Source organism: Micromonospora sp. H61 (assembly GCF_018070325.1).
GTDB lineage: Bacteria > Actinomycetota > Actinomycetes > Mycobacteriales > Micromonosporaceae > Micromonospora > Micromonospora salmantinae.
This window is the reverse complement of the sequence record NZ_JAGPXY010000106.1, coordinates 1-15,184: the sequence shown is the minus strand read 5'-3', so window position 1 is coordinate 15,184 and position 15,184 is coordinate 1. Positions and strand designations below refer to the sequence as shown.

Genomic DNA, 15,184 nt, shown 5'->3' with positions numbered 1-15,184 from the left:
GATCGACCCAGAGCATCAGCCCGGCCAGGAACCCCCACGCGGCCCAGCGCGCCAGCCGCCGGCCGGGTCGCCCGGTCGTCCGCCCGTGGGGTTCCCCGGAGCCGGCCGATCGCCGCCCCGGTCGACCAGCTCGTCGGCGCCCGGGTGGGCGCGGGCCAGCCGCAGCCCGGCGCCCAACTGGAGCCAGTGCAGACCGGTGACACCGGACAGGTCGATGCGGGCGGCCTCCGCGCAGACCGCCTCGGCCTCGTCCCACCGACCCAACGCGATGAGCGCCTCGGCCCGGTTGGAGAGCAGGTACGCCCCGGTGGAGCGGCTGATCCCCACCCGTCTCGCCTCGGCCACACCGGCCTCGGCGGCCTGCGCGGACTCGGCGTAGCGGCCCAACTCGCAGAGCATGTCCGACTCGAACACCATGGCGAGCACCAGGGTCGGCGCGTCCCCAGCCGCACGGGCAGCGGCGGCCGCCTCGCCCAGCTCGGCCAGCCCGCCGGTCAGGTCCCGCTCGCCGTGGCAGAGCAACGCGATCCGCGTCGACAGCAGGGCCACGTGTTCTCCGAGCGCCTCGGCGTCGGTGGCGGCCTCGGCTGCCACCCGGGCCGCCTTCCGCGGGTCGATCTTGACCAGGTGGGTGGCGATGTCGGCGAGCAGCCGGACCCGCTCCGCGCCGGGCGGGCCACCGGCCGCCAGCCGGTACGCCTCATCCAGCTCGCGGCTGCCGTCGCTCTTGCCGAGCAGGGCCATCAGTCGACCGCGCTGGTCCAGCAGGCGGGCGGCGCGCAGCGGCGCGGCGTCGGCGTCCACCTCGGCCAGCCCGGCCCGGGTCAGGGTGATGGCCCGGCTGAAGTCGCCTGCGGTCACCGCGGCGTCCAGGGTCTGCTCCAGCAACGCGAGGTGGTCCATGCCGAGCAGGTCGGCGGCGTCCGGCACCAGTTCCCACAACTCCAGCGCCCGCTCCAGCAGTCGGCGTTGCTCGGCGTACGCGTACCGGTCGGCGGCGGCGCACGCGGCGGCTCGTGCGGCGACGAGGGCGCGCGGGTGGTCGTGCGCGGCGTGCCAGTGGTGGGCGATCTCGGCCGGGGCCCGGCCCGCGGCGACCAGATGTGGCTGGGCCTCGATGGCGGCGGCGAAGCGGGCGTGCAGCCGGGCGTGCTCACCGGGCAACAACTCGTCGTGTACGGCCTCGCGGACCAGCGCGTGTCGGAACTCGTAGTCACCGTCCCGGTCGGCCACCACCAGCTGGGCGGCGACGGCGGCGCGTAACGCGTCCTCCAGCTCGGTTTCGGGCAGCCCGGCGACCTCGGCGAGCAGGTCGTGGGCGAAACGGGTGCCGCCGGCGGCCGCGATCCGCAACACCCGCTGCGCCGGCTCGGGCAGCCGGTCCACCCGGGCCAGCAGCAGGTCACGCAGCGTCTCGGGGAGCGCCGCGCAGCCGATCGGGTCACCGGCGACGGCCAACTCCTCGATGAAGAAGGGGTTGCCCTGGGTGCGGTCGTGAACATCGTCGACGGCGCGGGCGAGCGGCTCGGCGCCGAGCCGGTCGGCGAGGATCGCGGCGGTGCCGTCGCGGTCCAGGCGAGCCAGCTCGACCCGCTCCACACCCCGGGCCCGATCCAGCTCGGCGAGGAACGGACGCAGCGGGTGCCCTCGCTGCAACTCGTCGGTGCGGTAGGTGCAGACCAGCAGCAGCCGGCCCGGCCTCGCCGCGCGGACGAGGAAACCGATGAGGTCGCGGGTGGAACGGTCGGCCCAGTGCAGGTCTTCGATGATCAGGACCAGCGGGCGAGCATCGGCCAGCCGCTGGAACAGCTCGGCGACCAGGTCGAACAGGTAGCCGCGCGGGGCGTCGCTGAGCGGGACGGCACGCGGGGTGGTCAGCGCCGCGGAGGCGCGGCCCAGCTCCGGCAGGAGCGGGGCGAACTCCGCCTCGTAGCCGGCGAAGACCTCGGGGCCGTCGGCGCGGAGCACCGCCCGCAACGCGGCGGCGAACGGCGCGAACGGCAGACCCGCCTCGCCCAACTCCAGGCACTGGCCGACGAGCACCCGCGCCGCGCCGTCGGTGGCCCAGCCCGCGAACTCCTCCAGCAGCCGGGTCTTACCCACGCCCGCCTCGCCGCCGACGAGCACTGTGGTCGGCTCCCCGGCCCGCGCCCGGCCCAGCGCGTCCCGTAGTGCCGCGGTCTCGCGGTGGCGCCCGACGAGGACTGAGCTGGCGGCGCGTACGGTCACGTGTTCGAGCATGCCATGGCGCCCCGCCCCGCCGGCCCCGCCGATCGGCCGGTGGCCGGGCGGCGGGGTCGGATCGGGTCGAGCGGCCAGCCCGACGGGTGCCGTGGACGTGGCGGCCGCGCTGGGTGCGGCGGGCGTGGCGGCCGCGCTGGGCGCGGTCACCGGCGGGCGTCGCCGGTGCGACCAGCCTGCCTGCGCCGGCCCAACCACCCGCGGCTGACCGGACGGGACAGCGACCGGGCGAGCCGGTCCGCGGCCGCGTCGGCGCGCAGCTCGGCGGCGTGGGTACGGTGCAGGGTGAGCAGGAAATCTGCGTCGTTGCCGAACATGTCGGGCTCCTTCGTGGTGTCGTCGTCTTCTGCTGACGACTCTTCGCGCGAAGGCCCCACCCGGGCATGGGCACGGCGCCTCATCTTCCCCGCCCACAGCCTCCTTACCCGGCCGCTCGGGGCGCGTACGGCGACGTAAGGTACTCAGCTGCCCCGGCACCCGGACGCGGATCAACCGGGTCGGCGGCGACCACTAGACTCTGCGGCATGGCAAAGCCCCAGGAGAAGGTCTCGTTCGGCCAGCGGCTGAAGCAGATCGGGATGGTGTTCCAGTTCACCGCCAAGCAGGACCGGTGGTTCGCGCCGCTGGTCGCCGCCGCGGTGCTCATCCCGCTCGCCCTCACCGTGGTCGCGGTCATCCTCTGGAGCTGGATCTGGCTGCCGATCGGCATCCTGTTCGTCCTGCTCGCGGTGCTGATCGTGCTCAACCTGCGGTCCAACAAGGCGATGATGAACGCCGCCGAGGGGCAGCCCGGCGCGGCGGCGCAGATCATGGAGAACATGCGTGGCGACTGGCGGGTGACCCCGGCGGTCAGCTCGACCACCCAGATGGACATGGTCCACCTGGTGATCGGCCGCCCGGGCGTGATCCTGCTGGCCGAGGGCAACCCGCAGCGGGTGCGCGGTCTGCTCGGCCAGGAGAAGCGGCGGCTGTCCAAGGTGATCGGCTCCGCTCCCCTGCACGACTACGTGATCGGGCAGGAGGAGGGCGAGCTGCCGATCCGCAAGCTGCGGACGACGCTGCTGCGCCTGCCCCGCGCCCTCTCCGGCAAGGACGTCAACTCGCTGGACAAGCGACTCAAGGCGCTCACCGCCCGGCCACAGATGCCCAAGGGCGCGATCCCGAAGAACATGCGGCCGCCAGGCGCCTTCCGCCAGTCGCGGGGCCGCTGACCTCAGGTGTACGCGTAAAGGAGCCGGACCCCACCTGGGTCCGGCTCCTTTACGTACACCCTCATGTGCACCCGTCCCGACGCGCCGCCCGCCTCTGGCCACCCTCGCCATGATCGTGCTCGAGCCTGGATGTAGTGGCCTCGCGCGCGGCGGATGCCACCAGATCGTGGATCGAGTGCGATCTTGCGGTTCGTGCGGCCCCGGACCGGCCTAGGGAGGGGTCGGCGTCAGCCTCGGGGGGCGTCGACGATGACCGAGCCGGCGATTCGGTCGTGCAGGCCGCGCCGGTGCTCGTCCATGATCAGTGCGGGGACGACGAGGGCCAGCAGCAGGCCACGGATCAGCCCCCGGAGCACGCCGATCCGGCCACCGTCGCGCCAGCTCACACAGCGGATCTTGGTGATGTACATGCCCGGAGTCTGGGCGAACAGGCCGAGGAAGATGCCGTACTCCAGGACGAGCACCAGCACCGGCGCCCAGCCGTCGCGTACCGGGTCGGCGAAGAAGTTGGACACCAGCAGGCAGAGCACCCAGTCGATGATCAGCGCACCGAACCGCCGACCGAGGCTCGGCGCGGTGAAGGTGGGGTCGGTGGCCGGCGCTGCCGGGAGGTGCGGATTGGTCACAGCGGTCAAGGGTATCCGCGCCGGGATGAGGGCTTGCCGGGTGCCGTCGCCGCTGTGTGCCGATTCAGGCCAAAGGCATCAGATGTCATTACACTGGCACAGTCGGTACGGCGTTCCTGGCGGGCCGGAGGCGCGGACCGGGGCGTCGCTGACGCTCCGCGAGGGACGTAACACGGCAGAAACAACGGAGACACGGCCGGGCAACCCCCCGGCCCTAGCGTCGCCAGAAGCCTAGCCACCCCGTGGACGTGCCAGGAGGATGTGTGTTCGCCAATCCCGAGGAACTGCTGCGATACCTCAAGAACGAGGACGTGAAGTTCGTCGACGTTCGTTTCTGTGACCTGCCCGGCGTGATGCAGCACTTCAATCTGCCGGTCGAGTCCGTCAACGACGACCTCTTCACCGACGGCCTCGCGTTCGACGGTTCGTCGATCCGCGGTTTCCAGGCGATCCACGAGTCGGACATGCTCCTGCTCCCGGATGTCGCCACCGCGTTCATCGACCCGTTCCGCGCACAGAAGACGCTCGCGCTCAACTTCTTCATCCACGACCCGTTCACCCGCGAGGCCTACAGCCGCGACCCGCGCAACGTCGCGAAGAAGGCCGAGGCGTACCTCGCGGCCAGCGGCATCGCCGACACCGCGTACTTCGGCGCCGAGGCGGAGTTCTACATCTTCGACTCGATCCGCCACGAGACCTCGGCGCACCAGTCGTTCTACTACATCGACTCGATCGAGGGCGCCTGGAACACCGGCCGCGAAGAGCCGGGCGGCAACCGCGGCTACAAGACCGCGTACAAGGGCGGCTACTTCCCCGTCCCGCCGGTCGACCACTACGCCGACCTGCGTGACTCGATCGTGCGCCGCCTGGTCGACACCGGCTTCAACGTGGAGCGCTCGCACCACGAGGTGGGCACCGCCGGCCAGTCCGAGATCAACTACCGGTTCTCCACCCTGCTGCACGCCGGTGACCAGCTCCAGCTCTTCAAGTACATCGTGAAGAACGAGGCCTGGGCCAACGGCAAGACCGCGACGTTCATGCCCAAGCCGCTCTTCGGCGACAACGGCTCCGGCATGCACACCCACCAGAGCCTCTGGCTCAACGGTGAGCCGCTGTTCTACGACGAGACCGGCTACGCCGGCCTGTCCGACATGGCCCGCTGGTACATCGGCGGTCTGCTGCACCACGCGCCGTCGCTGCTGGCCTTCACCAACCCGACGATCAACTCGTACCGCCGTCTGGTGCCGGGCTTCGAGGCGCCGGTCAACCTGGTCTACTCGCAGCGCAACCGGTCCGCCTGCACCCGCATCCCGGTGACCGGCGCGAACCCGAAGGCCAAGCGCGTCGAGTTCCGCGTCCCGGACCCGTCGGCCAACGTCTACCTGGCCTTCTCGGCCATGATGATGGCCGGCCTCGACGGCATCAAGAGCAAGATCGAGCCGCCGACGCCGATCGACAAGGACCTCTACGACCTCCCGCCGGAGGAGTGGGGCGACGTCAAGCAGGTGCCGGGCTCGCTGTCGGCAGTGCTCGACTCGCTCGAGGCCGACCACGACTACCTGCTCGACGGCGGCGTCTTCACCCCCGACCTGATCTCCACCTGGGTCGACTGGAAGCGCGCCAACGAGGTCGACCCGGTGCGTCTGCGCCCGACCCCGCACGAGTTCGCCATGTACTACGACTGCTGAGCAGTCAGACGCACGACGACTGCTGAGCAGTCGCTGGAACACCGGCCGGGCCGGCTCAACCTCATGATCAACGACGGCGGGCGGTGCGGGTGGTGCGGACGAGCACGGTCAGGAGCAGGGCGGTCATCGCCAGGGCACCGGGCGCCTTGGTGACGCGGGCCAGGTTGGTGCCGTCGGGCAGGGCGAGGAAGGCTGCCGCTGCGGTGGGCAGCACGAACCAGGTCGTGCGGGCGGCGGTGAGCGCCAGCAGCGCCAGCGGCCAGGTCGCGTACCAGGGGTGGAAGACCGGGGACAGGACGACGGTGGCGACCAGCGCCAACGCCGCGCCGTGCAGCGCCACCCGGGACCGCGCCACCCGAGGACACCCAGCCTCCTCGTTCAGCCCGCGCAGGGTCTGCCAGGCCCGCCACCAGAGCACCAGCAGCACCCCGACGAGCAGCAGCAGCGCGACCGCCCGGACAACAGGCACCGCCTGCGGGTCCCGGCCGACCAGCGCGCCGGTGTAGTCCACCACGAAGCCCACGGCGGTGGATGGTGACGTCCACTGCTCCGAGTCGCCGCTGTGGGTCAGCCCGCCCACCCAGCCGAAGCCGAGGCCGGACACCGCCGAGGTGACCAGCAGCGCGGCGAGCAGCCCTCCGGCCAACCAACCAGCGTGGCGCAGCAACGCCCGGACGGTGTACCGGTCGGGCATCCCGGCCAGCACGGCGAACGGCACCACCACCACGGCGCTGGCCTTCACAGTGACCGCCAGCCCGAGCAGCGCTCCGGCCAGCAGCAGCGCCGCCGGCCGACCTGGTCGACGGACCACGACCAGCAGTCCACCCAGCAGCAGGCCCAGCATCACGGCGTCGTTGTGCGCGCCGGCCACCAGGTGTACACCGACCAGCGGACCGGCCAACGCCAACCAGACCGCCCGCCGGGCCGGCACCCCGGCCGCCCGCGCCAGAGCGGGCAGGCAGAGCGCTGCCAGCAGCAGCCCCGCAACGGCGATCACGCGCAGCGCCACGATGGTCCCGGTGAGCCCGCCGCCGAGGCCGACGGCGAGGGCCGCGAGCAGGACGAACACCGGCCCGTACGGTGCCGGGGTGTCCCGCCAGATCGGCGCCACCGTATCCAGCCAGGGGCAACCCGCCGCCGCCACCCCCACCGTGTACGGGTCGACGCCGTGCGCGTACGTCCAGCCCTGGCAGGCGTACGAGTAGACGTCCCGGCTGCCCAGCGGCGGCGCGAGCAGCAGCGGTAGCGCCCACAGCCCGGCAGTGACGTACGCCCAACGGGTCGACGGCGCGCCCTCGCGCAGTGACCACCACGCCCCGACCAGCAGCACGGTGCCGATCAGCCAGCAGCTCAGCGTCGCCGGGCCGTTCGGGGTTCGCCAGATCGACGCGGGTGTCACGCCCAGCGGGGCGTCGGGCAGTGCCCCGCCGAGGTATCCGGCCACGGCGAGCAGGACCGCGCCGGCCAGGCCCGCGTACCGGGCACCCAATGACGCCAACGACACAGGCGGCGGCGGAACAGGCGGGCCGGGAGCGGTCACCGGCGCACCTTCCCTCAATCGGCGGCGACCGGCTGACGGGCCGCCCGAGCCGACCGTACCAACCGGATGACCAGCACGATCACCAACAGCGTCATCAGCGGCGCACCGACCGTCTTGGTGTACCTGGGCAACCCGGTGCCGTCGGGCAGCACCAGGAACGACGCGACCAGGGCGACGACTGTGAACCATCTGGTGCGCTGGGCGGTGGCCGCCAGCACGAACAGCGGCCAGGTCCAGTACCAGGGGTGTACGACGGGGGCGAGCGCGACGGTGAGGGCGAGCGCGAGGCCGGCGTGGTACAGCGGGTCGCGGGTGCGGGCCCGCCACCAGAGCCAGACGAGCAGGACGGCCAGGAGGACCACGGCGATCCCGCGGGTGACCGGCAGCGCGTCGATGTGGCCGCCGAACAGCGCCGCGACGTACCCGACCGTCTGCCCCACCGCGGTCGGCGGGGACGTCCAGGCGATGGCGGCGCCACCCTGGGACAGCCCGCCGATCCAACCGAAGTCCAGCCCACCGGCGACTGTCACGCCGACCACGCTGGCGACCGCGCCGCCGACGACCCAGCCGCCGTCGCGGATCAGCGTGCGGATCCGGTACGGCCCGGCGGTGGCCGCCAGTGCGGCGAACGGCACCACCACCACGGCGGTCACCTTGATCGCCACCGCGACTCCGAGGAGCAGGCCGCCGACCAGCAGCATTCCGCGCCGACCCGGGTGCGCCGCCACCACGGCCAGCCCACCGACCAACGCGGCGAGCATCAGCACGTCGTTGTGGGGGCCACCGATCAGGTGCGCGGCGACCAGCGGGGAACCCAACGCCAGCCACACCGCCCGCTTCGCCGGCACACCGGCCCGACGCGCCAGCGCCGGCAGGGCCCACGCGGTGAGGACCACGCCGACCAGCGACAGCGCACGGAACAGCACGATGCTGGCGGTCAGCGAACCGGTGGCCTTCACCACGGCGCCCGCGATGAGCACGAACAGCGGCCCGTACGGCGCCGGGGTGTCGCGCCAGATGACCGAGACCGTGTCCAGCCAGGGGCAGGGCAGCGCGGAGACGCCCTGCTCGTACGGGCTGATGCCGCCGACGAAGCTGGCGCCCTGGCAGGCGTACGCGTACACGTCCCGGCTGCCGAAGGGCGGTGCGATCAGCAACGGCAGCAGCCAGAGCCCGACGGTGACCAGGGCCCACCGCGTCGAGGGTCCCCCGTCGCGCAGCGCCCACCAGGCGTACGCCATCAGGCCGGTGCCGACCAGCCAGGCGGCGAGGATCAGTGGGCCGTTGGGCCCCTGCCAGATGCTGACCGGGGTGCTGCGCAGGGGGCCGCTGGGAAACGCGCCGCCGAGGAAAGCGGAGAGCGCGAGCAGCATTGAGCCGGCCAGGCCGGTCCGGCGCGCGAGGTGGGAAGGCACGCCGGACATGCTGCCAGCCCGTCGGTGGAAGGCCGACGGCAGGCACGGTCAGCAGTGGCGCGCCGGTGCCAGCCCACTGAAGATCGAGTAGTCGCCGGCGGCGCGGACCCGCACCTCGGTCCACCCGTCCGCGCCCGGTCGCAGACAGCCGTCCGGGCCGCTCACCGTGAGCCAGCGCGACCAGCGCACCCGGACCGGCACGTCCCCGGGCGTGGCGGTCAGGCGAACCGCGCCGCGGTCGGCGGCGACCAGTTGACCCGGCGCACCGACCAGCGGGGTCGGATCGACCACTGCGTACATCCGCCAGGTCGGGTCACGCCAGACCTCCCGCAGGTACGGCAGGCCGGCGCGGATCAGCGCGGCCTCGTCGCGGCCCCACCGGTCGGCGGGTGCGTCCGGGGCGAGCACCACGTAGCTCACCGCCTCGTGCCGTAACCACTGCTCGTACGTCTGCGCGTTCAGGTTGCCGTCGTAGAACAGCGCGTTGCGGTCGCTGTCGACCTGGCGTTCCCAACCTCGGGCCAGTGGCACTGTCGGCGGCAGGTACGCGGACTCCCAGTGGTCGCGCAGCGGCACCACCTCGACCCGTCCGGCCGGCTGCCGCCGGTCGAGTTCGGCGACGAGCGGTTGGTAGAAGCCTTCGGCGCTCTCCGGTGCGCCGGCCCGGGTCACGTCGCTCGTCATCACCGGGGACTGCCACCAGACGGTCGCGGCGAGCAGCCCGGCCAGCCACGGCCCCGGCAACGCGGCGTACCCGGCCAGCACGGGCAGGGCGAACAGCATCGGCAGCCGTAGCGCGTTGGAACCGATCGGGCTGGGCACGTAGTACGCCCCGATCAGGAGCAGCACGGTGAGCGCCGCGCCGACGCGCAGCACCCGGCGGCGACGCGGCAGCACGACCGCCACCAGCACCGCGAGCGCGACGTTGATGCGCATCGACTCGGCCGAGTACGGCTGGGTTCCGCCGTTGCCGAAGACGAACGCCATCGGGGCGAGCGTGACGGCGGGTGCCACGGCCAGGACGAACCCCTCGGCCAGTGGTCGCTCGGCTCGCCAGCCTCCGGGCAGCGGGCGGCCCGGCCCGTCACCGGTGCGCAGGGCGCCCAGCAGCAGCGCCGCGCCGGCCAGCCCGGTGAACAGGCCGGCGACCGGGCTGGCCGCCGTCGCCAGGGCGGCGCAGACGGCGGCGAGCGTCAACCGGAGCCAACGCGGCGGGCGTTCCACGCTGACCGCGCAGAGCGCCAGCAGCCCGAACGCCAGCCCGACCGCGAAGGTGATCCGACCACTCGCCAGGTTGCCGACCAGCACCACAGCGCCGAGGACGCCGGCCAGCAGCGGTCGGCGGGCCCGGTTGCGGGTGAACAGCCAACCCAGCGCGGCCGCGCCGACCACGGCGGCGACCGCCCCCAGCGGACGCACCCCGATCAGCGCGCCCAACCTGGCCGTGAAGAGGCTGTAGCCGTACTGGTTGACGCCGCCGTACCAGCCGAAGTCGACCGGCGCGGCCCCGTACCGCTCGGTGAACCCGGCACGGGCCACCTGGGCGGCGAGGTCGGTGCCCATCGGCGGCGCGAGGAGGAACGCGACGGCGAGCAGCACCGCCACAGCGGTCGCCGCCGTCCAGCCCGCGACGCTCCGCCCGGTTGGGGGCGGCGACGCGTCAGGCATCGAGGACCCGTTCGGCGGCGGCGCGGGAGCGGCGGCCGGTGCGCAGGTACTCGTCGAGGAACTCCCCCGGGTCGTCTCGGCCGAGCAGCCGGGCCACCCCGGCCAACTCCACCCCGTGCCGGGGCAGTTGGTCGCCGGCCCGGCCCCGGACCAGCATCAACGCGTTGCGGACCTGCGCGGCCAGGGCCCAACCGGCGGCCATCTCCGCGGCGTCCGCCGGGTCGATCAGGCCGGCCCGCTCGGCCGCCGCGAGGGCGTCGAGGGTACGCGTGCCGCGCAGCGCCGGGTTCGCGCCGGCGTGCCGGAGCTGGACGAGTTGCACCGCCCACTCCACGTCGGCGAGCCCACCGCGCCCCAGCTTGGTGTGGGTGGCCGGGTCGGCGCCACGGGGCAGCCGTTCGGTCTCCACCCGGGCCTTGATTCGCCGGATCTCGACGACCTGCTCGCGGGTCAGCCCGTCGGCCGGGTAGCGCACCGGCTCGATCATCGCCTCGAACTCGGCGCCCAGGTCGGCGTCGCCGCAGACGAACCGGGCGCGCAGCAGTGCCTGCGCCTCCCACACCCGCGACCAGCGGGCGTAGTACTGCGCGTACGCGGCGAGGCTGCGTACCAGCGGACCCTGGCGGCCCTCCGGTCGCAGGTCGGCGTCGACGCCCAGCGGCGGGTCGGGGGCGGGTACGCCGAGCAGCCGGCGCAGTTCCTCGGCGACGGCGTGCGCGGCGGCGCTGGCGGCGCTCTCGCTGGTGCCCGGCGGCGGGTCGTAGACGAAGAGCACGTCGGCGTCGGAGAGGTAGTTCGACTCGTACCCGCCGAGTCGGCCCATGCCGATCACCGCGAACCGTAGCCCTGCCGGTGCCGGCTGGCTGGCCTGGGCGGCCCGCAGCGCGGCGGCCAGGGTGGCGTCGGTGACGTCGGCGAGCGCCGTACCGACCTCGGTGATGTCGGACAGCCCGCGGGCGGGCCGGTTCGCGCCGTCGGGCCTGGTGGGGCTGGGCGCGAGCGCGCCGGCCCGGCAGAGCACGTCGGCGCAGGCCACCCGGACCAGCTCGCGACGTCGCAGCGCGCGCACCGCGCTTGTCGCCTCGACCGGGTCGGTGTGTCGGGCCGCCGCCGCCAGGAACCCCTCCCGCAGCACCTCGGGCGCGCGTGGCGTCAGCTCGTTCTCCTCGGCCAGCAGGCGCAGCGCCTCCGGGTCGCGGGCGAGCAGGTCGGCGACGTACCGGGACAGCGCGAGGACCCGGGCCAGCCGACGGGCGACCGGGCCGCCGTCGCGCAGCAGCCGCAGATACCAGGGGGTGCTGCCCAGCTTGTCGGAGACCTTGCGGTAGTTGAGCAGCCCCCGGTCGGGCTCCGGCGCGTCGGCGAACTCGCTGAGCAGCACCGGCAGCAGGGTGCGCTGGATGGCCGCCGTGCGGCTCACCCCGCCGGTGAGCGCCTGCAGGTGGCGCAGCGCGCCGGCCGGGTCGGCGAAGCCGAGGATCTCCAGGCGGTTCCTGGCCGCCTCCGGGGTGAGCCGCAACCCGTCCGCCGGCACCCGGGCCACCGACTCCAGCAACGGCCGGTAGAGCAGTTTGGCGTGCAGTCTGCGTACCTCGGTGGCGTGGGTGACCCACTCGGCCCGGAAGCTCTCCACGGCGCTGCGCCCCGGCGCGGCCGTGAAACCCAGCGCGGCGGCGAGCCAGCGCAGCGCGCCCGGCTCGGCGGGCACCGTATGCGTACGACGCAGGCCCTGGAGTTGCAGCCGGTGCTCGACGCTGCGCAGGAAGCGGTAGCCGCGCAGCAGGGCCTCGCCGTCGGCCCGACCGACGTAACCGCCGGCGACGAGCGCGCGCAACGCCGGGATGGTGCCGGGCGGGCGCAGCGACTCGTCGCCGCGACCGTGCACGAGTTGCAGCAACTGGACGGCGAACTCGATGTCGCGCAGCCCGCCCGGACCGCGCTTGATCTCGCGCTCCAGCTCCTTCGGCGGGATGTGGTCGATGATCCGGCGGCGCATGGCGCGGACGTCCTCGACCGCCTCGGGCCGCTCGGCCGCCCGCCAGACCAGCGGCGCGAGCTGGTCGATCCACTCCTGGGCCAGCGGCAGGTCCCCGGCGGCCGGGCGGGCCTTGAGCAGCGCCTGGAACTCCCAGGTGCGCGCCCACCGCCGGTAGTAGGCCAGGTGGCTGGCGAGGGTCCGCACCAGCGGGCCGCGGCTGCCCTCGGGGCGCAGCGCGGCGTCCACCGGCCAGGCGACCAGCCCACAGATGTAGATCAACCGGGTCGCCACCAGGGTCGCGGCGGACAGGTCGGCATCCTCGGCGGCGACGAAGATGACGTCCACGTCGGAGACGTAGTTCAGCTCGCCGCCGCCGCACTTGCCCATCGCCACGACCGCGAGCCGGGGCCGCTCGGTCCCCTCCGCCAGCTCCGCGACAGCGATCTCGTACGCCGCGGAGAGCGTCGCGTCGGCCAGCGCGGAGAGCGCCGCCATCGTCTGTTCCAGGCCGCGACCGCCGGTCAGGTCGGCCGCCGCGATCCGCAGCAACGCCAGGCGGTACGCGGTCCGCAGCGCCGCCACCGCGTTGCCGCCGTCGGCCGGTTCCAGCCGCCCCTCGGCGGTCGGGGCGAGCCCGTCCGGGGCGGTCCGCAGCGCCTGGTAGTGCTCGGGGTGGGCCACCAGGTGGTCGCCGAGCGCCGCCGACGCGCCGAGCACCGCGATCAGCCGCCGCCGTAGCCCGGGGTCGTTGTGCAGGTCCGCGAGCAGCGGCGATGCGGCACCGCCGTCGGTGGTGCGACCCTCGGCCTCCACGATGCGGTGCAGTTGGCGCAGCGCCAGGTCCGGGTCGGCGGCCCGGGACAGCGCGGCGAGCAACTCCGCGGCGGCCTCGTCGACCGGCTCCTGCTCGGCCGGCTGCCACAGCCGCAGCCCCTCCGGGCCGAGCAGGTCCGCGGCGCGCGCGCCGCCGTCGCCTTCGGCGGTGCCGAAGCCGTACCGGGCGAGCCGGCCCGGTGCCCTGGTCGGCCGGCTCATCAGTGCCCGAGCAGCGGCAGGCCGCGCCGCATCGTGCTGTCGTCCAACTCGCCGAGGGCCAACGCGGCGAACCGGGCGGCGAACGGCTGCCAGACCTCCTCGACGTCGGGCAGCACCGAGGCGCAGGCCGCGACCACCAGCTCCGGGTCGTAGCCCAGCTCGGCGAGTTGGGTCGAGTCGGTGGCCCAGTCGGCGATCATCGCGGCGTCGCACTCGATGTGGAACTGCAACCCCCACGCCCGGTCACCGAGGCGGAACGCCTGATGCGGGTAGCGGGTGGACGCGGCCAGCAGGGTCGCGCCCCGAGGCAGCTCGGTGATCTCGTCGGAGTGCCACTGGAGCACGTCCGGGATCAGCGGCACGTACCGGAACAACGGGTCGTTCTCGGCGGCGTCGCGCCGGCCGACCACGCCGGGGCCGATCTCCGGCCCGGACGGGCTGCGCTCCACCAACCCGGCGTGCGCGGTGGCGAGCAGCTGCGCGCCCAGGCAGACCGCCAGGGTCGGCACCCGGTACCGGACCGCCTTGCGCAGCAGGCCCTCCACGGCGGGAAACCAGTGCGCGCCGGGCGAGCCGTCCGGCAACGGGTACGCCTGTTGGTCGCCGCCGAGCACCACCAGCGCCGCGTACCCCTCCAGGTCGGCGGGGAGTTCGTCGCCGGCGTGCGGGCGCACCACCCACAGCTCCAGCCCAGCCTCGGTCAGCCACTCACCCAGCCGGCGCGCGTCGTCCGTCGGGTCGTTCTCGATCACCAGCGCGGTTGCCACCCGTCGAGGCTAGCCGGTACGCCCCACGGCACCACGCCCCGGCACGGGCCGCGCTTCCTCCCGCCGCCCGTGCACGGGTCCCGACCACGGCGGGGTGATTAGGCTCTGCGGTTGTGATCAGCGAGGACACCCCAGCCGTACGCCCGCCCGTGCTGCGCCCGGGTGACACGGTGCTGCTGGTGTCGCCGTCCGGGCCGACCTCGCCGGAGCGGGTGGCCCGGGGCATGGAACTGCTCACCGGCTGGGGCCTGCGCCCGGTGCCGGCGCCGAACGCGTACGCCCGCCACGGCTACCTCGCGGGCACCGACGACCTGCGCGCCGCCGACCTGAACGCGGCCTTCGCCGACCCGGACGTGCGAGGGGTGATCTGCACTCGCGGCGGCTACGGCGCCCAACGGATCGTGGACGCCATCGACATGGCCGCCGTCCGCCGCGACCCGAAGGTGGTGGCCGGCTTCTCGGACATCACCGCGTTGCAGTTCGCGCTGTGGCGGGGCGCCCGCCTGGCCGGAGTGCACGGCCCCGGGGCAGCCTGGCGCGACGAGCGGACGCCGCTGCGCTCCGCCGAATCCCTGCACGCGGCGCTGATGACCACCGAACCGGTGTCGATCACCGCGGTCCCCACCGAGGAGACCTTCGGCGTACGCGTCCCGGGTCGCGCCACCGGCACCCTGCTCGGCGGCAACCTGTGCATGATCGCCGCGTCGATCGGCACGCCCGACCTGCCCGACCTGACCGGTGCGGTGCTGTTGATCGAGGACGTGCAGGAACCCCCGTACAAGGTCGACCGGATGCTCACCCACCTGCGCCGGGCCGGCGCGCTGGACAGACTGGCCGGGGTGGCTGTCGGGCAGTTCACCGACTGCGGCGACGGCTGGGACACCACAATCGTCGACGTACTCACCGAACGCCTGGGCGACCTGGGCGTACCGGTCCTCGGCGGCCTCCCCATCGGCCACGGCCCCAACCAGCTCACAGTCCCGGTTGGCACAACCGCCACCCTCGACACCACCAC

General features: G+C 73.8%; 11 protein-coding genes. 3 read left to right on the top strand and 8 right to left on the bottom strand.

Annotated elements, in window-relative coordinates; genetic code table 11:
- Positions 1-15: 15 nt before the first annotated feature.
- Complete coding sequence (locus tag KBX08_RS30565; protein WP_307850695.1) at positions 16-2,229, bottom strand: AAA family ATPase; 2,214 nt, start codon at positions 2,227-2,229, stop codon at positions 16-18.
- A 158-nt stretch (positions 2,230-2,387) separates the two neighbouring features.
- Positions 2,388-2,558 carry a hypothetical protein gene (locus KBX08_RS30560; RefSeq protein WP_167362519.1) on the bottom strand — a complete coding sequence of 57 codons (171 nt, stop codon included), beginning with the start codon at positions 2,556-2,558 and terminating at the stop codon, positions 2,388-2,390.
- 207 nt (positions 2,559-2,765) lie between these two features.
- Between KBX08_RS30560 and KBX08_RS30555 the strand changes: the two genes are divergently transcribed.
- A complete protein-coding gene (locus KBX08_RS30555) occupies positions 2,766-3,452 on the top strand; it encodes a DUF4191 domain-containing protein (protein WP_091407420.1) in 687 nt (228 codons plus the stop codon).
- Between the two features lie 227 nt (positions 3,453-3,679).
- On the opposite strand, the gene KBX08_RS30550 is transcribed toward KBX08_RS30555, so the two are convergent.
- Entirely contained in the window at positions 3,680-4,078 is a 399-nt protein-coding gene (locus KBX08_RS30550) for an RDD family protein (RefSeq protein ID WP_307850694.1), read from the bottom strand.
- 263 nt (positions 4,079-4,341) lie between these two features.
- On the opposite strand from KBX08_RS30550, the gene glnA reads away from it, so the two are divergent.
- Complete coding sequence (gene glnA, locus KBX08_RS30545; protein WP_112671701.1) at positions 4,342-5,766, top strand: type I glutamate--ammonia ligase; 1,425 nt, start codon at positions 4,342-4,344, stop codon at positions 5,764-5,766.
- 67 nt (positions 5,767-5,833) lie between these two features.
- Here the strand turns inward: glnA and mptB (KBX08_RS30540) are convergent, their stop codons facing one another.
- From mptB (KBX08_RS30540) to KBX08_RS30520, 5 genes are read right to left on the bottom strand one after another with little or no spacing between them, the layout of a single operon-like run.
- Positions 5,834-7,306, bottom strand: a complete 1,473-nt coding sequence (mptB, locus tag KBX08_RS30540; protein WP_307850693.1) for a polyprenol phosphomannose-dependent alpha 1,6 mannosyltransferase MptB — start codon at positions 7,304-7,306, stop codon at positions 5,834-5,836.
- A gap of 14 nt (positions 7,307-7,320) precedes the next feature.
- Positions 7,321-8,721, bottom strand: coding sequence for a polyprenol phosphomannose-dependent alpha 1,6 mannosyltransferase MptB (gene mptB, locus KBX08_RS30535; protein ID WP_210787096.1), 1,401 nt, complete (start codon positions 8,719-8,721; stop codon positions 7,321-7,323).
- A 48-nt stretch (positions 8,722-8,769) separates the two neighbouring features.
- Positions 8,770-10,389, bottom strand: coding sequence for a hypothetical protein (locus tag KBX08_RS30530; RefSeq protein WP_210787094.1), 1,620 nt, complete (start codon positions 10,387-10,389; stop codon positions 8,770-8,772).
- Positions 10,382-13,402 (bottom strand): bifunctional [glutamine synthetase] adenylyltransferase/[glutamine synthetase]-adenylyl-L-tyrosine phosphorylase, encoded by a 3,021-nt coding sequence (locus KBX08_RS30525; RefSeq protein WP_210787092.1) that lies wholly within the window; start codon positions 13,400-13,402, stop codon positions 10,382-10,384. The genes KBX08_RS30530 and KBX08_RS30525 overlap by 8 nt, the downstream gene beginning before the upstream one ends.
- Entirely contained in the window at positions 13,402-14,169 is a 768-nt protein-coding gene (locus tag KBX08_RS30520) for a type 1 glutamine amidotransferase (RefSeq protein ID WP_210787071.1), read from the bottom strand. Before KBX08_RS30520 ends, KBX08_RS30525 begins: the two co-directional genes overlap by 1 nt.
- A 113-nt stretch (positions 14,170-14,282) precedes the next feature.
- On the opposite strand from KBX08_RS30520, the gene KBX08_RS30515 reads away from it, so the two are divergent.
- Positions 14,283-15,184, top strand: a 902-nt coding sequence (locus tag KBX08_RS30515; protein ID WP_210787069.1) for an LD-carboxypeptidase, incomplete at its 3' end; no start/stop codon positions are given.

What these genes read in the sequence shown, in the direction of transcription:
- KBX08_RS30560 (WP_167362519.1), bottom strand. Translation starts at nt 2,558, where the DNA reads ATGTTCGGCAACGACGCAGATTTCCTGCTCACCCTGCACCGTACCCAC.
- KBX08_RS30555 (WP_091407420.1), top strand. Translation starts at nt 2,766, where the DNA reads ATGGCAAAGCCCCAGGAGAAGGTCTCGTTCGGCCAGCGGCTGAAGCAG.
- KBX08_RS30530 (WP_210787094.1), bottom strand. Translation starts at nt 10,389, where the DNA reads ATGCCTGACGCGTCGCCGCCCCCAACCGGGCGGAGCGTCGCGGGCTGG.
- KBX08_RS30525 (WP_210787092.1), bottom strand. Translation starts at nt 13,402, where the DNA reads ATGAGCCGGCCGACCAGGGCACCGGGCCGGCTCGCCCGGTACGGCTTC.